This is a genomic window from Streptomyces sp. YGL11-2 (genome assembly GCF_050054615.1).
In the GTDB taxonomy this organism is placed as follows: domain Bacteria; phylum Actinomycetota; class Actinomycetes; order Streptomycetales; family Streptomycetaceae; genus Streptomyces.
In genome coordinates this window covers 19,847-42,571 of record NZ_JBNHIN010000024.1, presented here as the reverse complement: position 1 = coordinate 42,571, position 22,725 = coordinate 19,847, and the positions used below count along the sequence as shown (strand labels likewise).

At 71.6% G+C, this 22,725-nt stretch carries 20 protein-coding genes; 10 read left to right on the top strand and 10 right to left on the bottom strand.

The window, feature by feature from the left end:
• Positions 1–144 precede the first annotated feature (144 nt).
• Positions 145–1,797, bottom strand: coding sequence for a sigma-70 family RNA polymerase sigma factor (locus tag ACO1BR_RS25430; protein ID WP_426797416.1), 1,653 nt, complete (start codon positions 1,795–1,797; stop codon positions 145–147).
• A 676-nt stretch (positions 1,798–2,473) separates the two neighbouring features.
• Between ACO1BR_RS25430 and ACO1BR_RS25425 the strand changes: the two genes are divergently transcribed.
• Positions 2,474–3,454, top strand: a complete 981-nt coding sequence (locus ACO1BR_RS25425) for a C1 family peptidase (RefSeq protein ID WP_426797415.1) — start codon at positions 2,474–2,476, stop codon at positions 3,452–3,454.
• Here the strand turns inward: ACO1BR_RS25425 and ACO1BR_RS25420 are convergent.
• Positions 3,444–3,908 (bottom strand): amidohydrolase family protein, encoded by a 465-nt coding sequence (locus ACO1BR_RS25420; protein WP_426797414.1) that lies wholly within the window; start codon positions 3,906–3,908, stop codon positions 3,444–3,446. The genes ACO1BR_RS25425 and ACO1BR_RS25420 overlap by 11 nt on opposite strands.
• A 57-nt stretch (positions 3,909–3,965) precedes the next feature.
• Between ACO1BR_RS25420 and ACO1BR_RS25415 the strand changes: the two genes are divergently transcribed.
• Complete coding sequence (locus ACO1BR_RS25415; protein ID WP_426797413.1) at positions 3,966–4,466, top strand: MarR family winged helix-turn-helix transcriptional regulator; 501 nt, start codon at positions 3,966–3,968, stop codon at positions 4,464–4,466.
• A 77-nt stretch (positions 4,467–4,543) separates the two neighbouring features.
• On the opposite strand, the gene ACO1BR_RS25410 is transcribed toward ACO1BR_RS25415, so the two are convergent.
• From ACO1BR_RS25410 to ACO1BR_RS25390, 5 genes are all read right to left on the bottom strand, one after another.
• Entirely contained in the window at positions 4,544–5,779 is a 1,236-nt protein-coding gene (locus ACO1BR_RS25410) for a SpoIIE family protein phosphatase (protein WP_426797412.1), read from the bottom strand.
• Between the two features lie 852 nt (positions 5,780–6,631).
• Complete coding sequence (locus tag ACO1BR_RS25405) at positions 6,632–6,901, bottom strand: hypothetical protein (protein WP_426797411.1); 270 nt, start codon at positions 6,899–6,901, stop codon at positions 6,632–6,634.
• A 288-nt stretch (positions 6,902–7,189) separates the two neighbouring features.
• Positions 7,190–7,426 (bottom strand): hypothetical protein, encoded by a 237-nt coding sequence (locus ACO1BR_RS25400; RefSeq protein WP_426797410.1) that lies wholly within the window; start codon positions 7,424–7,426, stop codon positions 7,190–7,192.
• Between the two features lie 27 nt (positions 7,427–7,453).
• Positions 7,454–7,915, bottom strand: coding sequence for a nucleotidyltransferase domain-containing protein (locus tag ACO1BR_RS25395; protein WP_426797409.1), 462 nt, complete (start codon positions 7,913–7,915; stop codon positions 7,454–7,456).
• Positions 7,916–8,157: 242 nt separating this feature from the next.
• The gene (locus ACO1BR_RS25390) at positions 8,158–8,988 is read right to left on the bottom strand and encodes a PIG-L family deacetylase (RefSeq protein WP_426797408.1); all 831 of its coding nucleotides are present in this window, start codon (positions 8,986–8,988) and stop codon (positions 8,158–8,160) included.
• A gap of 143 nt (positions 8,989–9,131) precedes the next feature.
• Between ACO1BR_RS25390 and ACO1BR_RS25385 the strand changes: the two genes are divergently transcribed.
• The 4 genes from ACO1BR_RS25385 (at position 9,132) to ACO1BR_RS25370 (ending at position 12,030) form a co-directional block, all read left to right on the top strand.
• Positions 9,132–9,629: a SigE family RNA polymerase sigma factor gene (locus ACO1BR_RS25385; protein ID WP_159505432.1), complete on the top strand. Its 498-nt coding sequence runs from the start codon at positions 9,132–9,134 to the stop codon at positions 9,627–9,629.
• The gene (locus ACO1BR_RS25380) at positions 9,622–10,050 is read left to right on the top strand and encodes a hypothetical protein (protein ID WP_426797407.1); all 429 of its coding nucleotides are present in this window, start codon (positions 9,622–9,624) and stop codon (positions 10,048–10,050) included. Before ACO1BR_RS25385 ends, ACO1BR_RS25380 begins: the two co-directional genes overlap by 8 nt.
• Before the next feature lie 77 nt (positions 10,051–10,127).
• A complete protein-coding gene (locus tag ACO1BR_RS25375) occupies positions 10,128–11,399 on the top strand; it encodes a mannosyltransferase family protein (protein ID WP_426797406.1) in 1,272 nt (423 codons plus the stop codon).
• Between the two features lie 109 nt (positions 11,400–11,508).
• On the top strand, positions 11,509–12,030 hold the full coding sequence (locus ACO1BR_RS25370) for a MarR family winged helix-turn-helix transcriptional regulator (RefSeq protein WP_426797405.1): 522 nt from the start codon (positions 11,509–11,511) through the stop codon (positions 12,028–12,030).
• Between the two features lie 90 nt (positions 12,031–12,120).
• Here ACO1BR_RS25370 and ACO1BR_RS25365 read toward each other — a convergent pair whose 3' ends face one another.
• On the bottom strand, positions 12,121–13,944 hold the full coding sequence (locus ACO1BR_RS25365; RefSeq protein ID WP_426797404.1) for a chloride channel protein: 1,824 nt from the start codon (positions 13,942–13,944) through the stop codon (positions 12,121–12,123).
• Between the two features lie 438 nt (positions 13,945–14,382).
• Here ACO1BR_RS25365 and ACO1BR_RS25360 point away from each other — a divergent pair, with 438 nt between their 5' ends.
• From ACO1BR_RS25360 to narI, 4 genes are read left to right on the top strand one after another with little or no spacing between them, the layout of a single operon-like run.
• Positions 14,383–18,078, top strand: a complete 3,696-nt coding sequence (locus ACO1BR_RS25360) for a nitrate reductase subunit alpha (RefSeq protein ID WP_426797490.1) — start codon at positions 14,383–14,385, stop codon at positions 18,076–18,078.
• Between the two features lies 1 nt (position 18,079).
• A complete protein-coding gene (narH, locus tag ACO1BR_RS25355; RefSeq protein ID WP_426797403.1) occupies positions 18,080–19,714 on the top strand; it encodes a nitrate reductase subunit beta in 1,635 nt (544 codons plus the stop codon).
• Positions 19,711–20,301: a nitrate reductase molybdenum cofactor assembly chaperone gene (narJ, locus tag ACO1BR_RS25350; RefSeq protein ID WP_426797402.1), complete on the top strand. Its 591-nt coding sequence runs from the start codon at positions 19,711–19,713 to the stop codon at positions 20,299–20,301. Before narH ends, narJ begins: the two co-directional genes overlap by 4 nt.
• Positions 20,298–21,062, top strand: coding sequence for a respiratory nitrate reductase subunit gamma (gene narI, locus ACO1BR_RS25345; RefSeq protein WP_426797401.1), 765 nt, complete (start codon positions 20,298–20,300; stop codon positions 21,060–21,062). The genes narJ and narI overlap by 4 nt, the downstream gene beginning before the upstream one ends.
• A 57-nt stretch (positions 21,063–21,119) precedes the next feature.
• Here the strand turns inward: narI and ACO1BR_RS25340 are convergent, their stop codons facing one another.
• A complete protein-coding gene (locus tag ACO1BR_RS25340; protein ID WP_426797400.1) occupies positions 21,120–21,674 on the bottom strand; it encodes a MarR family winged helix-turn-helix transcriptional regulator in 555 nt (184 codons plus the stop codon).
• Positions 21,675–21,879: 205 nt separating this feature from the next.
• Positions 21,880–22,542, bottom strand: a complete 663-nt coding sequence (locus ACO1BR_RS25335) for a VC0807 family protein (protein WP_426797399.1) — start codon at positions 22,540–22,542, stop codon at positions 21,880–21,882.
• Between the last annotated feature and the right edge of the window lie 183 nt (positions 22,543–22,725).

Genomic DNA, 22,725 nt, shown 5'->3' with positions numbered 1-22,725 from the left:
GCTCCTGAAGTACCCGCACCCGAGAACCGGGGCGCCGCGGTCCTGCCGCCGATTCCCCTCAGCCGTAGGAGGGGAGGGAAGGGGTGCAGTCGAGCGGCCCGGCACACCGCGCCCGACCCCTCCGCAACACCCGTCCACGGCAGCTCAGTCGGAGAAGTCATGGGTGAGCCAGACGTTGCCGTCGGGGGTCCGGTGGACGGCGATGCCGACGTGGGTGAAGGTGCTACTGAGGATGTTCTGGCGATGACCGTCGTTCGGCGGCTTCTCGGCGAGCATGGCCTGGGTGAGGTTGACGGCGGCGGTGGCGATCTGCTGGGCGTCCGGTCCGGCCGTCGCCTGGCCGATGTTCTCGCCGGCGGCGCCCCAGTGCACACCCGCCGCGGTCTCCCGGTCTCCCAACGCGGCTTCACCCGGGCACTGGTGGGACATGCCGCACCCGTTGCCCATCGTCGTGTTGTGCCCGGTGGCACTGCGGGTGAGACCGGTGGTGAGCGTGTAGGGCGGCAGGCCGTGGGCGGCTCGTGCGGTGTTCATCACGGCGAGAACCTGTGCGACCGCGTCGGAGGCGGGGGCCGGGTGCGGGGCCGGTGTGCTGGTCCGGGACGGTGCGGGGTGCGACGGGGTGGGGGCGGCAGTTCGGGGCTTGGCGGCCGGGGTCCGGCTCGGGTGTGCGGTGGGGTGGGGGGTGGCCGAGGGCGAGGGGGTGAGAAGTGGCGCGTCGGCAAGGGGTGCCGACTGCACCCTTACCGGCTGGGAGGCGGCGGCGGTCGTCCTCGGCGCGCTGTTCGGGGAGCCGATCGCCACGGATATGACGGTGGCCGCAGCCGTCGCCGCGGCGCCCCCGGCGAGGAGATGAGCCCCTCGCGGGCGCATCGGTGGGCGGCGATGGCTGCCGAGCCGCCTGCCACCGCGGCCGGTGGAACGGTGTGCCGCGGTCGGCGTCATGGTGCCGCCGTCACCGCCGGGAACGACCGCCTGGGCCACCGGGGCGAACGCCACCGTACTGTGGCCGGCTTGGGCCGCCCACCAGGCGAGCGCCGCGGTCGGCGGTACCAGCCCGCAGCCCACCAGCAGACTCTGCGCGGGTATCAGGTTGCTTCGGTGGCCCGAACAGGCCGCGCAGTCGCGGGTATGCCGCGCGATGCGCTTGCGCCACAGGGCGGTGGGGACTCCGTCCCAACGGGCGAGCAGGGGATGGAGCTGCGGACAGCGGGGCTCCGCCAGCAGGGCGCGGACCACCACCCGGGCGGCTTCCAACTGCGCCTTCATCCGCTGCACCCGCACCGCGACGAACGGCGCCGGCAGTTCCAGGGCGGCGGCGACCTCCGCCCGGGTCAGCTCACCGGCCGCCTCCAGCCACCACAGTGACAGCAGGGCGCGGTCGTCCTCGTCCAGCCACCGGGTCGCCTCGGCCGCTTCCCGGCGCTGCCCGGAAAGTCCCAGCCGGATGATGGTCAGGTCGACGAAGTCCGCACCGGGATCGACCAGGCCGGCCATCTCGTCGACCCCGGTATCGCAGGCCGACGCCTGTTTGCTGCGCCAGTGCCGGCGTATCTGGTTCATCGTGACGGCGACCAGCCACGACCGGAACCGGTGCGGGTCCCGCACATCGGCCAGGTTGCCCAGGACCCGCAGCAGGGTCTCCTGCACCACGTCGTCGGCGTCGGCGTGGCCGTGCAGCGCCCGTCCCACGATGTTGTACACGAGCGGCAGATACCCGGCGATCAGTTCGTCCCGCGCCCTCTGGTCCCCCGCCTGCGCAGCCGTGATGACCGCGGCTTCCCGTTCGGGTGTCATGTCCGTCCTCTTTCTCTGCGGCTACGGGTCTGCATGCCTTCGATACCTGGGAGACCCTGTCAGGACGGCCCGGATAACAGAAACCCGGAGAGTTTTTTCCGGGGCCCGATCGGAGCCCACGACGATTCCCGCTATTCCGGTACATCAGCGCCACATCACCGCTGTTGTCAGATCATTCGGGACATCCCTCAGGATTGCCGTACGCGACCGGCGAGGAAGCGGCGAACCAGGTCCGCGCTCACGAGGCCGACGCCCCGGCGAGAAGCCCTCGCACCCCCGCCGCAACTTCTCCCCTTACGCAGCCTTTTGAAGCACGCGGGGCACCAACCCATCAGCGACCAAGGCCACTTGGACTTGCTCTCGGCTCTCGGCTCCGCTAACTTCCTCTGCTCATTGGACATGCCTTCGAAAGCGTCCATTTCGCAAGCGCCGCGGAAGCCCTGAATTCTTCCTGCGGCGCCCCGGATATCCCTCCCCCACGCGCATTTCGGGGTTCCCGGCACACCGCCCCCGCCGGCCGACCGCCGGCATACCCACCCTGCCCAGGCCCTCGGCCGGCAGCAGGGCCCGTCTTTCCATGCCATCGGCACCGGGACACCGTCCCGGCCTGCCCAGGCGGACGCCACCGGGCGCCCGCCGCCGACATCCGGCAACCAGACACCACAGGAGGACATCAATGCGTCGCGCTTCCCACAAATGGAAGTCCCTCAGCGGTACCTCGCGCGTCACCATCGCCCTGGCCACTGCCGGCGCGATCGCGGCCGTGACCGTCGGGGTCTCCTCGGCGAGCACCGTCGGGCCGGACCACGACCGGGCCCCCGCCCCGGCGCCACAGGACGCGAGAGGGAAGACCCACCCGTTCGGCCTCGGCGCTCTGCCGTCCGACTCGACGTGGCGCACGACCGCGCTGAACCGGACCGTGGAGCCGAACCTGTCGGCCATGGCCCCCCGCCCGAAGGCCGACCCGACCAAGTCCAGCAGGAAGGAGCACGCCCTCCCCGCCCGTGTCGATCTCACCAAGTACGCGGCCAAGCCCGGCAATCAGGGCCAGGTCGGGTCCTGTGTCGCCTGGGCCATCGACTACTCGGCCTACAGCATCCTCGAACACGAACAGGGCATCACCGGCAGCCCCCAGGCGCCCATGTACACCTACGCCCAGATAGTCAGGGGGCAGAACGTCGGCACCTCCCCGCAGCAGCACTTCCGCATCGCCACCTCACAGGGCGTCGACTCCAAGTCCCATTACTGGCAGGGAGACTTCGACTACACCGCCCAGCCGACGGACGGCGAGAAGCACAACGCGTCGAAGTGGAAGCTGTCCGGCTACACCCCGCTCCACACGGGCAGCCGGATCAAGGCCGAGGTGCAGGCGGCCCTCGCCCAGGGGGAGCCGGTGGTCATCTCGATCCCGGTGTACAACAGCTTCTTCTCCCTCACCGCGCGCGAAGCCGCCTCCTACACGTACTCCCCAACCGCCGGTGAGCCGTTCGCCGGTGGCCACGAGGTCACCATCGTCGGCTACGGCAGCCAGGGCGTCCGAGTGGAGAACTCCTGGGGCACCAACTGGGGCGACCGCGGATACGTCAACCTGTCCTGGGACTTCCTGGCCGGGCAGGTGCGGGAGGCCAACGCCGTCGGCAAGCTCATCAAGAAGTAGAAGGAGCGGCCGACTGGCGGCGAGGCGACCCGTCAGGGGGCGAGACGGGGGAAGAGGGCTTCGGCGTTGCCGTGGTTGATGGCGGTGCGCCGGCGGCTCCGAGCTCGTCCAGGGCACGGGCGGCCTCCTCCAGGGCGCCGTCCACGTCGGGCAGCGGGAGCGTGGCGAAGAAGCCGTAGCGGGAGGGGCGGTCCCTGACGATCTCTGCGGCGTAGTCGTGGACCTTGCGGGCCCACATGCGGGCCTCGGTGTCGTCGCCGAGATGGGTTCCGGGGGTGGAGACCGACAGCACGGCGGCCCGGATGCCCTGGCCGTCCATGAAGGCGAGGTCGGTGTCGACGTCCCAGGTGGGGATGGGCAGGCCGCCGGCGGTCTCGCCGCGGGAGAGCAGCCAGTCGCGGTAGTCCGGCGGAACGATGTGGTGGTGGGTGTCGATGCGTCCTGCCGCGAACATGGTGAACCTCGCTAATATTTAGCAAGCTAACTCTTAGCTTGCCGCTACCGTTGCCCCATGACCTCACGACAGCCAAGCGGTCCCACCCCGGCTGATCGGGCCGCCGACCGGCTGCCACAGGCGGATGACCCGCAGTTCCAGGCGTTCACCCGGGCCGTACACGACCTGCTCGGTGCGGTACGACGCACCCGCGGCCGACTGGCCGGTCAGGGGCGGCCCGCCCTGTCGCTCTCCCAGATCCAGCTGCTGGAGGCGCTCGCCGACCACGGCGGCCTCGGCGTCGGCGAACTGGCCGAGCGCGCGGGCGTCACCGCGCCCACCGCGACCCGCATGCTCAAACAGCTCGAACGCGACGGCATCGTCACCCGCACCCGCACCACCGGCGACGAACGCCGCGTTCGGGTCGCGCTCACCGACACCGGCGCCGCCCTTCTCTCCGAACACCGCACCCGCCTGCGCGAACGCCAGCTCCGCGCCTTCCGCGAACTCGCCCCGGACCAGCGCGCGGCGATCACCGAACTCACCCACCGCCTCACCCAGCTCGTCGACGACATGTGACCTCGCCGACCACGCCGTACGGCGACACTCCAACGTTCGCAGCCGACATTCCAAGGCGGACGTTCAAACACGGACGTTCAAAGGCGCACGACGACGAGGGCGATGTCGTCGCGGGCTCCCCCGGCAACACCGAGCCTCGCGAGCAGAGCGTCTGCCAGACGCTCGGGGCTGAGCCGGCTCATGGAAGCCAGCGCCTCGGTGAGCCGGACCAGCCCGGTGTCGATGTCCTCGTCACGGCGCTCGATCAGGCCGTCGGTATACAGGACGAGGGTGTCGCCGGCGTGGTAAGCGGTGCCCGCCTGCGGGCGGGGCACATGCTCCGGCCGCGCACCCAACGGCGGGTCGGTGGCCTGGTCCAGCAGCCGGCAGCCTCCCCGCGCGCGCAGCAGGACGGGAGGCGGGTGGCCGGCGCTGGAATAGACGATCAGCTTCAAGCGGGTGTCGATCAAAGCGGTGACCGCGGTGGCCGCCAGGGCCCCGTCCACCGAGCGGGCGTACAGTCCCAGCACCTCCAGCGCCTGCGCGGGCCCGGTCACCGCCCGGCTGGCGGCCGACAGCGCGCTGCGCAGCATGCCCATGACGGTGGCGGCCTCCAGGCCATGGCCGACCACATCGCCGACGGCGACCGTGAACCGCCCGTCGACCAGGTCGACGGTGTCGTACCAGTCACCGCACACGTTCAGCGAGCCGACCGCCGGCAGATAGCGCACCGCGACATCCTGGTGCCGGGCGAGATCCGGGGAGTGCAGCATCGCCTCCTGCAAGGTGACGGCGACCTGCCGCTCCCTGGCATGCGCGGCCCGCAGTTCGTCGTTGAGACGCTGCAGCTCACGGGCCCGCAGATACAGCTCGGCCTCCATGCTCTGCGCACGCTCGGCCAAGTGGTCACCCGGGTGAAACCGCCGCGCGTGGACGAACGGGGTGACGTCCTCGACCCGGTGGATGATGTACGCCACCCGCCCGTCCGATCCGCGAACCGGCGTGTTGACCGGGGACCACCAGCGTTCCTCAAACACCCCGGGCCGGTGGGGCACCGGGATGTCGTAGCGCTGCATCGCCATGGTGTCCGGCTCCCCGGTGGCCAGCACCCGTTCCAGGGAGGCGCCGAGGTTGCGCACCCCGTCCGCCATGGGGTCCGCCGGGTTGTCCGGGAACGCGGTGAACAGGTGCAGCCCCACCAGTTCCTCACGAGAGCGGCCGGTGGCCCGGCAGTACGCGTCGTTCACGTCCACGACCACCAGATCCGTCCCCATCACCAGGTACGGACTCGGCGTCGCGGCGAACAGCGCCCTGTAGTCGAGCTCCGGCCTCACGTTCCAGCCTCCTCGGCCGGGGAAGCCCCCGCCATTCCCACGCTACGCACCGCGGGCCTGCCCTGCGCGCTGCGCCCCCACCACGGCACCGCACCGGTGCCCCGCCCGTCCCCGCACCGGAACCCCTGCGCAACCAGCCGTCACGCAGCGCGCGCATGCCCGGAGCCGCCCCTTCACCCCGCGAGCAGCCCGGCGATGACCACGTACGAGGGCCGGGGCTCGGCCACCGGATCCGAAGTCGGTCCCCCACCTGCCCTTGACCTGCGGCAAGTGCGGTGACGTGACAAACGAAAAGGTCCCTGCTCGCGAAGAACAGAGACCTTGTCTGGAGCGCCTGGCCGGCCTTGCACCTGCATCTCCCACCGGTTGGTGGACGTCTTTCCTTGGACCACAGACGCGCGACTCCCGTCCGCAGGAACGTAGTTCACCCGCGGAACCGAAGTTACGCCGTGATCATATCCCACCGGCGGGGCAGCTGCTTCCCGCACCTTCCGGAGCCGCGGGCGGGACGACGGACACGCTCAAACGCGTCCCGATCGACGTCCCTTGGTGGCCGCCCACAGGCAGCGGGACGGCAGTGTCGTTGGAGCCGCGGCCGGTGGTCACGGCACGAGCCCAGCAACACCGGGGCCCGGCAACGCTCTTCTCCTGCCCGGCCCAGCCGCCCACAGTCGACCGGGGCAGTCCATTCGGAGCCGAACTCACCGACGCGCGCCCGCAGATCGCAGCGGAGCGCTTCAGAGAAATTCGTCGTACGGTCGCCACCCGAAGAGAGGGCGTCGATGCGTGGAAAGGCCCCGCCCTTCCTTCGGCAGGAACGCTGTGGGAAGGGCGGGGCTGTAGCGGTTTCCCTTACTTGCCGTGGCTCCCGCCACCGCCCTTGCCCTTGGCGTGGTCCCCGCCGGCGTGGTCCCCGCCGGCGTTCTCGCTGCCGCCCTCATCCCCGCCGCTTCTGAAGACCCAGGAGTCGGAGTCCTGGGCCACCTGCTCGTGCATGTGCTGGTTGCCGACACCCATCAGGTCGCCCGAGTGATCGCCGTCATCGGCGGCGGCGATGCCGGCGGACCCCATCAGGGCGGCCGAACACAGGACTGCAGCGGCGAGAGCGGTACGCATGCGCATTTTTAGCTCCGATTATCGGTTCAGACGATAGGACGTGGGAATTCATGCCACCGATCCCGGTGAGTCAGTCCACGAATCACCCGCTCGGAGGTTCGGCCGGCCCCGCGCTCCGTATTCGCCTCGACAGCCCATAGGAGGCCGTCGAAACCACCGACCGGCCGTGCCCTGGCTGGCTGACACTCCGTCTGCCCGCTATCTTGCCTGGCGTATTGACGGAATTCGCTGGAACCGCACTCAGGCGAGTCCGGTGTATCCAGCAATTCCGGCGAGCCTGGTGTATGGGGTGTGTCAGGGGCGCCAGCGAGAGGCGTAACCGTCCCGCAGCGGTCCGCCGACCAGGTCCAGAACGTGCTCGGCGGCTGCCGAAAGCGGGGCGGGGTCGGCACGTTCGGCCACGGCCTGATGGCCGTCCAGAAGGGCTTTCCCCAGCGCCGGGTCCGCGTGCAGGAGGCGGCGGGGCAGCCATTTGCCGATGCCTGTCCAGGAATTGTGGTGGGCCGTGAGCAGGTGCGCCGCCTCACGCAAGGTGAAATCGGCGAGTGAGAGCTGTTCTTACCGATTGGCCGCGGGGGTATCAGCCAAGTCGTCGATGTAGCAGGTGAGTACGTAGCGGGATCGCTCCCGTTCCGCCGGGGTGAGCGGCGGCGGGCCGGACGCGAGCACCGCTCGGGCTCTTTCGCACGTACGGGACACGTGGCCGTGGGGGTCCGTCAAGGGCAGCCCCTGGCCGTAGATGAACAGGACCGTTCCCCGGCGGCGGGCTCTGTCCCAGGCGAAGAATTCCGTTACGTCGGCAAGGGTGTTGAGGAACAGCTCGGCCAGGCGGCCCTCGTGGCGTATCACCTCGCGACGACTGGTGTCCGAGTCCGGCAGGAGGATGGCCACGTCCAGATCGCTTGCCTCGGTGGCACGCCCTTCGGCGGCCGAGCCGCCGAGCAGGGCGCCCAGAGCGTGCGGGAAGCGCGTGGAGACCAGGCGCAGAGCTTGAGCAGCGGGATTGGCGTGATCATTCATGGATGCTCATCGTGCCAGCCGGGGTGTGCGCATTCCAGTGGTGCAAGGAGCGCAGTCGCCGAATCAACGAACGTCGCCCCGGAGGCGTGCACGCGGCTTTTCGCCAGCGCAGCACGCCGGGAAGAATGGGGGCAACTCCTCTTCCTGGGTGTGGTGTTGGTGACTCGCCGAGAGGCGAAGGGGGTGGTGGATCGGGGCGTCTTCTTTACGCACCGGTCCCCTCGGTCGGCTCGCTCTCCTCCTCAGGCAGTCAGTTCCGTTTGGGCTGCGGCCGTGGTGACGGGTTCGTGTCGGATGTACCACTCGGTGGAAAGGAGTCGCTGCCGGGCATGGGCGGGAAGGGCGGCGATCAGGCCGGGGAGGGCTCCGCGCGTCACCTCGGTGCGGTGGGCCAGGACGGCGGCGAGCTTGCGTTCCAGCCAGGGGCCGACGTCCACGGTGGCGGTGACCCGCTCGTCCGGGACGGTGTACATCGGCTTGCCGGTGCGGGCCAGGTCGCTCAGCGCCGGTACGGACGAGTGCGGGTGCGTGGCCAGATAGACGGCGCTCGGCTGCCAGGGGGCGCCGGTGTCGGGGTAGAGGCGCTCCAGCCCGGACGCCTGGACGGCGAGCAGGGTGACCCGGTGGGTGTGCACATGGTCGGGGTGGCCGGTCAGTCCACCGTAGGCGTCATGGGTGACGACGATCTCCGGGCGGAATTCCCGGAGATGCGCCACCAGCCGTCGGACCGCCTCGTCGAGCGGCGCTTCGCAGAGCCGGGTGCTGCCGGGGGCGGACTGTGGTGCGCGGGCGTCGGCGTAGCCCAGCATGCGTGGGGTGCCGGCACCGAGGATGCGGAGCGCCTCGGCCAGTTCGGCGGCGCGAGGCGTGTCCGCGGCCCAGGTTGCCGTGACCACTGCGGTGCGGGCGCCCGCGGCGGCGTGCCGGGCGAGCACGCCGCCCGCCGCCAGTGACTCGTCGTCCGGGTGGGCGAACACCGCGAGCAGGCTCGGCGTATCTCCGGCGGATGTGGCGTCGTCCGCTGTCACGTTGTCTGCCTCCCAGTTGACTGCGGCCACGTCGGCTTGTGGCATGGCGAGGTGATTCTGACTGACGACGCGGGTTCGTCGCGGTGTGGTTCCGTGAGGACGCTCACACTGATTTCTTCTGGCTGATGTCGACCGAGAGCCCGCTGCCGGGCGTATGCCCGGTGAAGCGAGAGATCCGGGAGTGGCTGTTGACCGTCGAGGAGTTCGAAGAGTTCTACGCCCAGACGGTCGCGCGGCTCACGGGGCAGTTGTACGTGATGCTCGGCGACCTCCACGAGGCGCAGGACGTGGTACAGGAGGCGTTCGTCAGGGGGTGGAGCCGGCGTCGGCAGCTCGACCGGGACGGCCGGCCCGAGGCGTGGATCCGCACCGTCGCCTGGCGGCTGGCGGTCAGCCGGTGGCGGTTCCGGCGCCGGTCGGCCGATGCCTGGAAGCGAAGTGGCGCCCCGCCGCATGTCGAGGGGCCGGGACCGGAGCAGGTGGCGCTGGTGGAGTCGTTGCGGGAGCTGCCGGCGCAGCAGCGGCGGATCTTGACCCTGCACTACCTGTGCGATCTGACGGTTGATCAGGTTGCTGGTGAGACGGGGCTTTCGGCGAGCACCGTCAAGACGCATCTGAGTCGCGGGCGGTCGGCACTCGCCCACCGCCTGCAGGACCCGCGTATCGAGGAGGCCACCGGTGACTGAGCACCAGGACCCGTTGCGGTCCCTGTTCCGGCAAGCCGCCCGGGTGGGGCAGGCCCACAGCGCCGCGGCGCCGGTCGCGTACATCGCCGAGCGGGCCAGGCGAGGCCGGCGGCGGCAGATCGCCGACCTGGCCGTGGCGGCGTGCCTGGTCCTGGGTGGCGGGGTGGCGACCGCGGTCGCGCTGCTGCCCGACCGGCCGGCGCCGCATGTTCCGGCGACCAGCCCGTCGCCGAGCCGGCCGATGCCGGCTCCCACGTCCCAGGCTCCGGTGGTGCCGCCCCCCGGGAGGGAGACGACGGGGGCCGCACCGAACACGGGGCCGTCGGGCGGTTCCTCCGCTCCGGCCGGGGAGCCCCCGGTGCGTACGGCGCCGCCTTCCGCGCGCAGCACGGAGCCCGGGTCCACCACCGCACCGCCCTGATCAGGCGCACGCCCCTGTGACCCGGCGGGTGGCCGCCGGGCGATGACGCCTGCCCCCACACACCCCGAGGAGTCCCTGTGTCCACTCTGCCGCCCGGTCTGCGGGAGCGCATACCCGACGTCCCACCGCCCCCGGTGCCACCGCGGCCGCGTCCCGTGCGCCGGCGCCCGACCGGGGTGGCGCTCCGCGTACGCCGGGATCTCCTCGGACGGTCGGCCCCGCGCCCGAGCCAGGCCGACCGGGAGGTGCTGTGGCTGTACCTGCTGACCCGAACAAGTATCTGGATCACGGCGTACTGCGTCCGCTGGCTGTTCCCTTCGGAACCGGGCACCCGCGACCCGGGCCCGGTCCTGGCCTCCTTCGCACGCTGGGACTGGGACCACTTCCGCCACATCGCGAGCGAGGGCTACTTCCCCGGGCAGGCGGGTCCGTGGCAGGCGGGCTGGGACAACCGAGAGGCGTTCTTCCCCGGCTTTCCGCTGCTGCTGCGCGTGGTCCATGTCGCCGTACCGGGCTGGACGACGGCCGGGCTGCTGATCTCCCTGGCCGCCGGAGCGGTTGCCGTGGTGGCCCTGGCCCGTATCACCCGGCTTCATCTGCCGGATGCGGGGGCGGGGCGGCGGGCCGTGCTGTTCTTCCTGGTGTCCCCGTGCGCGGTCTTCCTGGCCGTCGGCTATACGGAGTCCCTGTTCCTCGCCTTCGCGCTGCCTGCCTGGCTCGCGGCCCGGCGCGGCAGTTGGCCCCTGGCCACCACGCTGGCCGCGCTGGCGACGACGGTGCGGGTCAGCGGTCTGTTCCTCGCCGCCGCGCTCGCGTGGGAGTTCTTCCTTTCCGCCCGTGGCCGGCGGGAGCTGCGGGCGCTGCCGTGGCTCGCCCTGCCCGCGCTGCCGGCCTTCGTCTACGGCTGGTATCTGCACGCCCGCACCGGTGACTGGTGGGCGTGGAAGCACGCCGAGGAACGGGGCTGGTACCGGACCTTCCACACTCCGTGGGATGCCTGGGGCCACACCTGGCACGACGCGTTCGGCCATGTCCAGACGACCGGGTACGCGTTCATGTTCCGGGCCGAACTCGCCGCAATGGTCGTCGGCTTGCTACTGGTCGGTCTGCTGGTCCGGCAACGCCGTTGGCCCGAAGCCCTGTACGTCGGCCTCAGCCTCTGGGCGCTGGGAACCTCGTACTGGTACCTGTCCATTCCGCGCGCCACCCTGCTGTGGTGGCCGCTGTGGATCGCGCTGGCGGCCCGGAGCCTGCGCAGGCCGCGGTTCCGCGCCGTCTACCTCTGCCTGGTCACGCCGCTGACCGCGGTCTTCGCGGTGACGTTCCTATCGGGACGCTGGGCCGGGTGAAGGGTCGGCGGGGGCGGCATCGGGGCGGTTCGGCAAGGGCGGGGCCGCGGGGTGGCCCGCGGGGGACCTCGTTGGCCGGGGCCGCCGGGTGGAGCGATATAACAGCGGTATGGTGCGACAAGCGAAGAATGAGGGCGATCCGGTTCCGGCGGACCGGCCGGCGGAGGACCTGCACGAGACCGTTGACGAGGTCACCGCCGCCGTCATGACGGCGTCCCGTCTGTTCGTCGCGCTCTCCGCGCGGGCGCTCGCCGAGAGCGAGCCGGCGCTGACGCTGCCGCAACTGCGCACCCTGGTGGTCCTGCACGGCGAGGGCCCGGTGAAACTCGCCGCGCTGGCTGCCGCGCTGGACGTGAACCCGTCCACGGCGATGCGCATGGTCGACAAGCTGGAAGCCGCCGGACTGATGGACCGTCAGATCAACCCCGACAACCGCCGTGAGGTCGTCCTGCGTCTGCGGCCGGCCGGCCGGCGGCTGGTGGAGAAGGTCATGGCTCACCGGCACCAGGAAATCCAGGCGATCGTCGGCCGCCTTCCCGCCGGCCGGCGGGCCGAGCTGGTGCGGGGGCTGCGCGCGCTGACCGAGGCCGCCGGGGAACAGGCCGTGGATTCACTGACCCCATCGCCGTAGGGCTCGTCCGGCCCTGACCCAACGGGCAGGCCCTGGGCGCGCGGACGGCGCCCCCGCCCGGCCGGTTACCGGGCGGGGCGCCGGGGCGGCTCATGCCGGGACGGTGTCCGGGCTGCGGCGGCGCTGGCCCGGGATGAGGCGCTGCCGGTGGTGCTCCTCGGTCAGGTCGTGGCGCCGTGCGTGCAGCAGGTGGTGCAGGGCGATGGTCCCCACCACCTGGGCGTCGGGTCCGTGGCTGACGACCGGGGCTTCGGTGACGCCGTGTTCGGCGAAGAGGTAGGCGGCTCGGCGCAGGGTGTCGTCGGGCCGCAGGATCACCGGGGACGGTTCGCAGACGTCCGCGAGCGTGGTCCGGCCGTGCGCGGCGGCGTCCTCGGACGTCGCCTCAAGGAGCCGGTCGCGGGTGACGACCATGCCCGGCATCCCGTCGTCGGTGAGGACGGGGACGAGCCGCTGCCCGCCGCCGGCGGTGTCCGCCGCCTCCTTGGTGAGCCTGAGCGCCGCCTCCAGGCTTTCCCGGCCCGCGAGGAGGAGGGGCCGGCGTTCCATGACCTCTTCGACGAAGAACGTCTCCAGGGGGTCGGTGGAGTACTCCCTGGTCAGGTGCAGTCCGCGGCGGGCGATCTTCTCGGTGAGCACCGAGCGCTTCAGCAGCAGGGCCGACAGGGCGTAGGCGGCGGTGGAGGAGATCAGCAGTGGCAGTACCGCGCCCCAGGCATGGGTGAGTTCAAGGGTGAAGACCACTCCGGTCAGCGGTGACCGCATCACGCCGCCCACCACGGCTGCCAGCCCCATCATCGCCCAGAAGCCGGGGATGACGTGCGGGAAGAGCAGCCCTTCGGCCGCTCCGACCGCCCCGCCGATCATGAACACCGGGGCGAGCACGCCGCCGGAGGTGCCGGAGCCGAGCGAGAGCGACCAGATCAGGGTCTTGACGACCAGGATGCCGACGATCAGCGACACCGTGGCGTGCCCGGTCAGCAGCTGTTCGATGACGTCGTAGCCGACACCGAGGGCGCGCGGCTCGACCAGTCCGCCCAGGCCGATGACCGCCCCGCCGATGGCGGGCCACCACATCCAGTGGAAGGGCAGCCGGGCGAATCCGTCCTCGGCGCGGTAGACCAGCCAGGTCGCGGCCACCGCCAGGGCGCCGCCGAGGAGGCCGGCGACCGCGCAGAGCACGTCGACGGTGGGGGCGGCGTGCAGACCGGAGGCGGAGACCGGGAAGATCGGGGCGGTGCCCAGGAGGAAGCCGCGCACCACCGTGCTGACGGCGACCGCCGCGACGACCGGGACGAAGCTGCGCGGGCGCCACTCGAACAACAGCAGTTCCACGGCGAGCAGCACGGCGGCCAGCGGCGAGTTGAACGTCGCCGCCATGCCGGCCGCCGCGCCGGAGACCAGCAGGGTCTTACGCTCGTCGGCGCTCAGCCGCAGGCCCTGCGCCAGGATCGATCCGATCGCGCCACCGGTCATGATGATCGGCCCTTCGGCGCCGAACGGGCCGCCGGTGCCGATGCTGATCGCCGCCGACACCGGCTTGAGCACGGCCACCCGCGGCGCGACCCGGCTGCCGCCGGTCAGGATCGCCTCGATCGCCTCCGGCATGCCGTGGCCGCGGATCTTCTCGGACCCGTAGCGCGCCATGAGGCCGACCACCAGCCCGCCGGCCACCGGCGCGCCCAGCACCAGCCACCACGGCCGGTGCTCCAGGCCCGGCGCGACCAGCGAGGTGGACCATCGCTGATAGAAGACGATGTTGGTGACCAGGCCGATCAGCCGCAGCAGCGCCAGTGCCGCGACCGCCCCGGCCCCGCCGACGAGCAGTGCCCAGCCGCAGATCAGCAGCATCCTCGGCTGGACCGTGAAATCGCCGAGGTGGGCGCCTCGGTGCGTCTTCTTCGTCTTGCGCACCCCGTTCACCGCAGCCGTCCGCCGGCTCGCGGGGCATCTGTCAGACCTGCTCGGCCGCCCGGCCACGGGCATGTCCGTATGTTTTCCATATTGGAAGTATTGCAGTGCGCAATAGTCCGGGCGAGGCGGCGTCCAGCACGTGGACGGATCGCCGGATGGCTCCGGGGGGCGGACGGCACGCGCCGGAGCGCGCCGGCACGCGCCCCACCGGAGGCGGGGCCGAAATCTGACACCCTTTCACCGGCTCGAAGTGTATGCGCACCGCAAGTATTGCAAAGAGCAAGAAAAACTACGTATAACGTTCATCAACTCTGCCGTGACGGTGCGCTCTTGACGGCGCGGCGTGGTGAAGCTGGTCGCAGTGGAACGCGACCGCCACGGCACGGGGGCCGGTGCGGTCGGCGCCGCTACCCGCATACCGTGAAAGGAGCAACGGTGGTGGTAGGACGCGGTGCCCGTAAGGAAGCGGAACGTGTTGCGGCGGTGGCCGCGGAGCAGCTGCTGCGGGCCGGAACGACACTGCGGCGGTCGGTGACGACCCCCGACCTGCGGGCCGTGTACCGCACCGACCAGAGCGTCAATGACGCCCCCTACCGCGAGCGCTGGGCGCACGACCGCGTCGTGCGCTCCACGCACGGGGTGAACTGCACCGGTTCCTGCTCGTGGAAGGTGTACGTCAAGGACGGCGTGATCACCTGGGAGACACAGGAGACGGACTACCCGTCGGTGGGCCCGGACCGGCCGGAGTACGAACCGCGCGGCTGCCCGCGGGGAGCCTCGTTCTCCTGGTACACCTACTCGCCGACCCGGGTGCGCTACCCGCATGTGCGCGGGGTCCTCCTGGAGCTCTACCGCGAGGCGCGCGACCGGCTGGGCGACCCGGTGGCCGCCTGGGCCGAGATCACCGGCGACCCCGCCAAGCGGCGCCGCTACCAGTCGGCCCGCGGCAAGGGCGGCCTGGTGCGGATCGGCTGGCAGGAGGCGCTGGAGATCGCCGCCGCCGCCCATGTCCACACCATCGCGGCGTACGGCCCGGACCGGGTCGCCGGCTTCTCCCCGATCCCCGCCATGTCGATGGCCTCGCACGCCGTCGGAGCGCGCTTCATGTCGCTGATCGGCGCGCCGATGCTCTCCTTCTACGACTGGTACGCGGACCTGCCCATCGCCTCGCCGCAGGTCTTCGGCGACCAGACGGACGTACCGGAGTCCGGCGACTGGTGGGACGCGGCCTACCTGATGCTGTGGGGGTCGAACGTCCCGGTGACCCGCACCCCGGACGCGCACTGGATGGCCGAGGCCCGCTACCGGGGCCAGAAGGTGGTGGTGGTCTCCCCGGACTACGCGGACGCGACCAAGTTCGCCGACGAGTGGCTGCATCCGCACCCCGGCACCGACGGTGCGCTGGCGATGGCCATGGGGCAGGTGATCCTCACCGAGTGCTTCGTGCGGCGCCAGGTCCCGTACTTCACCGAGTACGTCAAGCAGTTCACCGATCTGCCGTTCCTGGTCGAACTGGCCGAGCAGGACGGGGAGTTGGTACCGGGGAAGTTCCTGACCGCGGCGGATCTGGGACTGGATGCGGACGACGGGGCGGCGGCGTCCTGGAAGCCGGTGCTGCTCGACGCCGCCTCCGAACGGCCCGTCGTGCCCAACGGCACCCTCGGCGACCGCTGGTCCAAGGGCGGACTGGGCCGCTGGAACCTGGACCTGAACGGGGTGGAGCCCGCCCTGACCTTCCTCCGGGAGGGCGGGGACTGCGCCCGCGTACTGCTGCCGCGCTTCGACGACACCGGCGCCCTGCGGCGCGGGGTCCCGGTGCGGGAGATCGGCGGGCGTCGGGTGACCACCGTCTTCGACCTGCTGCTGGCCCAGTACGGCGTCCGCCGCCCGGGGCTGCCGGGCGACTGGCCCGAGGGCTACGACGACGCAGTGCATCCGTACACCCCTTCCTGGCAGGAGACGATCACCTCGGTTCCCGCGGGCGCGGTGGTGCGCGCGGCGCGGGAGTTCGCGCACACCGCGGAGAAGACCCGCGGGCGCTGCATGATCGTCATGGGGGCGGGGACCAACCACTGGTTCCACTCCGACACCATCTACCGTTCCTTCCTCACCCTGCTCCTGCTCACCGGCTGCCAGGGCGTCAACGGCGGCGGCTGGGCCCACTACGTCGGCCAGGAGAAGGTCCGCCCGTACGCCGGCTGGCAGCAGTTGCAGTCCGCCGCGGACTGGGTGCGCCCGTCGCGGCAGGTGGCCGGCACCCCCTACTGGTATCTGCACACCGACCAGTGGCGGTACGACGGGCAGGACGCCGGCACACTGGCCGCGCCGACCGCGCGCGGCGCGCTCGCCGGCCGGCACACCGCCGACCTCGTCGCCCAGTCGATGCGGCTGGGGTGGATGCCGTCCGCCCCCACCTTCACCGCCAACCCGCTCGACCTCGGTCGGCGGGTGCACGCGTCGGGGCACGAGCCCGGCGAGTGGGTGGCCGCCGAACTCGCGGCAGGACGCCTGGAGTTCGCGTTCGAGGACCCCGACGACCCGGCCAACTGGCCGCGGGTGCTCACCGTGTGGCGGGCCAATCTGATCGGCTCCTCGGCGAAGGGCAACGAGTTCTTCCTGCGCCATCTGCTGGGGGCGAACGACAACGCACGTGCGCAGGAGGCACCGGACGGGAGCCGGCCGCACGATCTCACCTGGCACGACGAGGCGCCGCGCGGCAAGCTGGACCTGCTGCTGGCCCTGGACTTCCGGATGACCTCGACCACGCTGATGGCCGACCTCGTGCTGCCCGCCGCCACCTGGTACGAGAAGCACGATCTGTCCAGTACGGACATGCACCCCTATGTGCACGCCTTCTCCCCCGCGATCAGCCCGCCCTGGCAGGCGCGCACCGACTTCGAGATCTTCCACGGACTCGCGGAGAAATTCAGCGAGTTGGCGGCGAACCGGCTGGAGACCGCCTACGACCTGGTGGCCGTACCGCCGCAGCACGACACCCCGGGGGAGACCGCGCAGCCCGGCGGTACCGTTCGGGACTGGCGGGACGGCGCGCGCCCGGAGCCGGGCGGCAACCTTCCCCACTTCGCCGTCGTCAAGCGGGACTACACCGCCGTCGCCGAGAAGCTGGCGGCGTTCGGCCCGCTCGCCGAGGAACACGGCATGACGGTCAAGGGCATCACCGTCCACCCCGTGCCGGAGGCCCGCTGGCTCGCCGAGCGCTGCGGCACCGTCGCGGCCGGACCCGCCCACGGCCGGCCGCTCCTGGACACCGATGTGAAGCTGTGCGAGGCGATCCTGGCGCTGTCCGGCACCACCAACGGGCGCCTGGCGGCCGAGGGGTTCGACCGGCTCGCCGAACGCTGCGGGCCCGGCGCCGGGTTCGCCGCGCTCGCCGAATCGGTCCGCGAGCGCAGGGTGGTCTACTCCGACACCCAGGACCGGCCCGTGCAGGTCGGCACCAGCTTCGAATGGTCCGGCAAGGAAGCCCCGGACCGCCGCTACGCCCCCTTCACCGTCAACACCGAGCACCGCAAGCCCTGGCACACCCTTACCGGGCGCCAGCACTTCTATCTCGACCACGACTGGATGGCCGAACTCGGCGAACAACTCCCGGTCTACCGGCCCCCGTTGGACATGACGGCGGTACAGGGTGCCACCCCGGCCGACGACGGCGCCCGTTCGGTGACCGTCCGCTATCTCACGCCGCACTCGAAGTGGTCGATCCACTCCGAGTACCAGGAGAACCTCCTCATGCAGACCCTGGCCCGCGGCGGGCCGGTCATCTGGATGAGCGTGGCCGACGCCGAGGCCATCGGGGCCGCGGACAACGACTGGATCGAGGCGGTCAACCCCAACGGCGTGGTGACCGCACGAGCCGTGGTCTCGCACCGTATGCCGCCCGGCACGGTGTTCATGTACCACGTCCAGGAACGCCTGGTGAACGTCCCGCGCACCCAGGCGACCGGCCGCCGCGGCGGGGTGCACAACGCCCTGACCCGCCTGCTGATCAAGCCCACCCACCTCATCGGCGGCTACGGACAGCTGTCCTTCGCCCCCAACTACTACGGACCCACCGGCAATCAGCGGGACGCCGTCACCGTGATCCGCCGGCGCACCCAGCACGTGGAGTACTGACATGCCCCGTCGCACCACCACCATCGGGCGCTGCATGGCGCAGATCGCGATGGTCATGAACCTCGACAAGTGCATCGGCTGCCACACCTGCTCGGTCACCTGCAAACAGACCTGGACCAACCGGCAGGGCACCGAGTACGCGTGGTTCAACAACGTCGAGACCCGCCCCGGCCAGGGCTACCCCCGCGGCCACGAGGACCAGGACAAGTGGCGGGGCGGCTGGCGCCTCGACGGCCGGGGCCGCCTCGTCCCACGCACCGGCGGCCGGGCCCGCCGCCTGGCCCGGCTCTTCGCCAACCCCGAACTCCCCTCGCTCGACGACTACTACGAGCCCTGGACCTACGACTACGAGACGCTGATCTCCGCACCGCTGGGCGACGACCTGCCGACCGCCCGCCCCCGCTCGCTGATCGACGGCCGGCCCACCGCGGTGACCTGGGGCCCCAACTGGGACGACGACCTTGGCGGCGGCCCCGAGCACCTGGCCGGCGACCCCGTACTGCGCCGGATGAACGACCAGGTGAAGCTGGAGTACGAGCAGGCGTTCATGTTCTACCTGCCGCGGATCTGCGAGCACTGCCTGAACCCGGCCTGTGTCGCGGTCTGCCCGTCCGGCGCCCTCTACAAGCGCATCGAGGACGGCATCGTCCTGGTCGACCAGGACCGCTGCCGCGGCTGGCGGATGTGCGTCAGCGGCTGCCCGTACAAGAAGGTGTACTTCAATCACAGCACCGGCAAGGCCGAGAAGTGCACCCTGTGCTACCCGCGCATCGAGGCGGGCGAGCCCACCGTCTGCTCGGAGACCTGCGTCGGCCGGCTGCGCTACCTCGGCGTCATCCTCTACGACGCCGACAGGGCCGGCGAGGCCGCCGCGGTCCCCGACGAGCAGGACCTCTACGAGGCCCAGCTCGGCTGCTTCCTCGACCCCGACGACCCCGAAGTCGTCCGCGCCGCCGAGGAGTCGGGCATCCCGCACGACTGGATCACCGCCGCCCGCCACTCCCCCGTGCGCGACCTCATCACCCGCTACCGGGTCGCGCTGCCCCTCCATCCCGAGTACCGCACCCTGCCCATGGTCTGGTACGTCCCCCCGCTCTCCCCCGTCGTCGACGCACTGACCCGCAGCGGCCACGACGGCGAGGACCCGGCCAACCTCTTCGGCGCCATCGACACACTGCGCATCCCCCTCGACTACCTTGCCGGGCTCTTCACCGCCGGGGACCGCGGACCGGTCGAGGCCGCGCTGTGCCGGCTGGCCGCGATGCGCGCGCACATGCGCCGGATCAACCTCGGCGAGGAGCGGGACCCGGCCATCGCCCGCGGTGTCGGGATGGACGAGCACTCCATCGAAGCCATGTACCGGCTGCTGGCACTCGCCAAGCACGAGGAGCGGTACGTCATTCCCACCGGCTACACCACCGAAGCGGGCCGGGACGACGCCGGCGGCGGGTGCAGCCTCGACGGGCACGGCGGTCCGGGCATGTACGACCCGGACGCCTTCCACGCCGCGCCGGCACGGGCCACCGAGGCGCCCGCGAGCCGGCTGCGCGGCCGGGTCAACCTGCTGAACTGGAACGGCCGCGGACGCCCGAGCGGTCTCTTCCCGCCGCACGGCACAGCGGACGGCCCTCGGTGATCCGCCATCGGGCCCTGCACCAGGCCGCGGCCCTGCTCCTCTCCTACCCCGGCCCGGCCTGGCCGCGACACGTCGCCGAGGTCACCGCCGCACTGACCCGACTCAACTGCCCTGAAGGCGAGTTGCTGCTCGACTTCTGCCGCGCGACGGCACCGGTCCCGCCCCTGGACCTGGCGGCGCGCTATGTCACCACCTTCGACCGCACCCGACGCCGCACCCTCCATCTCACCCACTACACCGACGGCGACACCCGCCGCCGCGGCGCCTCCCTGGCCGCGCTCAAGGCGCACTACCGGGCGGCCGGCTGGGAGCCCGACGCCGGCGAACTGCCCGACTTCCTCCCCGCTCTGCTCGAATTCGCCGCCCGCTGCCCCCGGGCAGGCACCCCCCTGCTCCACCAGTACCGCGGCGCCCTGGACCTCCTCTCCCAGGCGCTCGACGACTACCGCAGCCCCTACGTCCACGTCCTGCGCGGCATCCAGCGCACGCTGCCCGCCGCCCCGCCGCCCACGCCCGTACCGGACGCCCCCGCCCCCGTTCCCTTCCCGATGCACCACACCCTGGGCGACGAAGGAGTCCGCCGGTGACCACGCACGTACAGATCGCCCTGTGGGGCGTCCTGCCCTACCTGACCCTGACCGTCCTCGTCGCCGGCACCATGTGGCGCTACCGCTACGACCGCTTCGGCTTCACCACCCGCTCCAGCCAGCTGCACGAGTCCCGGCTGCTGGGCATCGGCGGACCGCTCTTCCACTACTCCCTGCTCTTGGTCGCCGGCGGCCACGTCATGGGCCTCCTCGTGCCCGAATGGATCACCCAGCGCCTCCGCGTCAGCGAGACGACGTACCACGCCGTCGCCCTCACCGTGGGCGGTGCGGCCGGCGTCGCGGCCGTCGGCGGACTCGGCATCCTCCTCTGGCGCCGGCTGCGGGTGGCGGCGGTCCGCCAGGCGACCAGCCGCAGCGACCGCGTGGTCTACCCACTGCTGACGGTCGTCCTCCTGGCCGGGCTCACCGCCACCGCCTCCTCGGTGGCCAACCCCTACGACTACCGGCTCGGCGTCTCCGTGTGGTTCCGCAGCCTCTTCGAACTGGACCCCGACGTCCCGGCGATGGCGCACGCCCCGCTCGTGTACCAGCTCCACGCCCTGCTCGCCATGGCCCTCTTCGCGCTCTGGCCTTTCAGCCGGCTCGTGCACGCCTTCACCGTGCCCGTCGGCTACCTGGTCCGGCCGTACATCGTCTACCGCTCACACGCCCGGGCCACGCCGTACAGGCAACCGGCCACCGCCCGCCCGTACCCGAGGAAGCCCGCCGAACGGCACCGGCGCGCCGGCCTGCCACGCTGACCCGGCGGCCCGCTTGACCGTCCCACCCCGCCCCCTGAACAGTGCGCCCCGCCCGCCCTACGCGAGCGGGTCCTCGACCAGAGCGCCTATCCGCCGCACCTCGTCGAACGGGTCCACGGCCAGCTCCCCCGCCGCGTGCGTCAGGGCCCGCAACGCCGGGACGAGAACGGCCCGTTGCGCGGCGGGCAGCCGGCAGACCAGCGCGCGGATCCGGCCCCGGCGGTGTGCGAGGACCCGCTCCACCAGGGCCCGCCCCTCCTCCGTGAGCCGCAGCACCACCTCGCGGCGGTTGTCGGGATTCGGCCGCCGGTCCACCAGCCCGGCGGCCTCCAACCGCACCACCATCCGCATCGCGGTGGACGGATTGACGCCCAACGTGGCCGCCATGGCGGCGAGTTTGAGCGGTTCACAGCTCTCCAGCACCACCAGGGCGCGTAGTTGCGGCAGCGTCATCGAGTCGTCGATCGACGCGAGGGAGCGCGCCGAGACGGCGACCAGAAGACGCGATGCCGCCATGACGGCAACGGTCACCTCCTCGGCCTCCTGATCGAGATCGGTCAGCTCGGCGGCCGGGTGAGCGGAGTCCCGCGGTGCGGTTTCGTCATGCGGCATGGGGACCGTTATACCTGCCGTCCGCTGAGGTGCCCCGCCCTGCGGCGGAATCGGCGGACGGGATCCACCGGCCCCCAACCCGCTTCCGCGCCCGTCGCGTTCCGACATGCAGGCTGGTTCAGTGCCGTTGTCAGTCCGGCTCCCTGGACGCGGTGCTCCAGGGACGCAGGAAGCGTCGGACCCGGCAACGGACCTCCGAGGTGGCTCAGGCCCGCGGCGCCGCCGGGGTCCGTATACCGAAGAGGGGGATGCCGCGGCCGGACTGGAAGGCGCGGCTGCGGCGGACGGTGAGGGCCGCCACCACGCCGAGGATCGCGAAGGACTGGAACCTGCCGATCACCGGCACCAGATCGACGGGCAGGGTGAGTGCCTCCAGGATGCTCAGCGCGGCGTCGAGCAGTTGGGAGCCGCCCCAGAGCAGTGTCAGCCCGCGCAGCGCGGCCTGGAAGTCCGGCCGGTCGTCCCAGGCGCGCTCCGCCTCCTCCTGGCCGGCCGGATCGCGCAGTCGGCGCGCGAAGTGGAAGGGGAAGGGCCGCGACGCGAACAGCGAACCCAGGATCCAGAGGCCCAGGGCGGCGGGGACGCCCGCGTCCTTCACCAGCAGTACGCGCGGACTGCCGCTGATCACAGTGGTCGCCGCCGATACCGCGAGCAGCACGACCATCACGAGGTCGAACACCTCGACGCGGCGGCGGACCACGGCGGTGCCCAGTGCGTGCGCGGCCGGGATCGCGCTGCTCAGCAGCAGTGCCTGCCACTGGGCGATGTCCTGGGCCCGCAGCGCGTAGTACATCGCGAGTGGCAGCAGGATGTTGATACCGAGTGGGACGAACAGCGCGCGCCACCTGTTCGTCGAACCACGCGCCATGGCGGCTTCCATGAGGACCCCCGGGGGTAGGTGGCCGGGCATTCCGGCGCTTCGTCGACCTGCATCGACGTTAGGAGTCGAGCGGGTGGAGAGGCATCGGCTCCAGGGCCGGTCCTGAGGGGCCGTTCTCCACCTCGTCTCCACCGTCGGGTTGACGTCCCACGGGTTGACCCGGTGGGCGCG

What these genes read in the sequence shown, in the direction of transcription:
- ACO1BR_RS25420 (WP_426797414.1), bottom strand. Translation starts at nt 3,908, where the DNA reads ATGTTCGCGGCAGGACGCATCGACACCCACCACCACATCGTTCCGCCG.
- ACO1BR_RS25405 (WP_426797411.1), bottom strand. Translation starts at nt 6,901, where the DNA reads ATGCGCATGCGTACCGCTCTCGCCGCTGCAGTCCTGTGTTCGGCCGCC.
- ACO1BR_RS25425 (WP_426797415.1), top strand. Translation starts at nt 2,474, where the DNA reads ATGCGTCGCGCTTCCCACAAATGGAAGTCCCTCAGCGGTACCTCGCGC.
- ACO1BR_RS25430 (WP_426797416.1), bottom strand. Translation starts at nt 1,797, where the DNA reads ATGACACCCGAACGGGAAGCCGCGGTCATCACGGCTGCGCAGGCGGGG.
- narH (WP_426797403.1), top strand. Translation starts at nt 18,080, where the DNA reads ATGCCCCGTCGCACCACCACCATCGGGCGCTGCATGGCGCAGATCGCG.
- ACO1BR_RS25340 (WP_426797400.1), bottom strand. Translation starts at nt 21,674, where the DNA reads ATGCCGCATGACGAAACCGCACCGCGGGACTCCGCTCACCCGGCCGCC.
- ACO1BR_RS25390 (WP_426797408.1), bottom strand. Translation starts at nt 8,988, where the DNA reads ATGCCACAAGCCGACGTGGCCGCAGTCAACTGGGAGGCAGACAACGTG.
- ACO1BR_RS25335 (WP_426797399.1), bottom strand. Translation starts at nt 22,542, where the DNA reads ATGGCGCGTGGTTCGACGAACAGGTGGCGCGCGCTGTTCGTCCCACTC.
- ACO1BR_RS25415 (WP_426797413.1), top strand. Translation starts at nt 3,966, where the DNA reads ATGACCTCACGACAGCCAAGCGGTCCCACCCCGGCTGATCGGGCCGCC.
- ACO1BR_RS25395 (WP_426797409.1), bottom strand. Translation starts at nt 7,915, where the DNA reads ATGAATGATCACGCCAATCCCGCTGCTCAAGCTCTGCGCCTGGTCTCC.
- ACO1BR_RS25370 (WP_426797405.1), top strand. Translation starts at nt 11,509, where the DNA reads ATGGTGCGACAAGCGAAGAATGAGGGCGATCCGGTTCCGGCGGACCGG.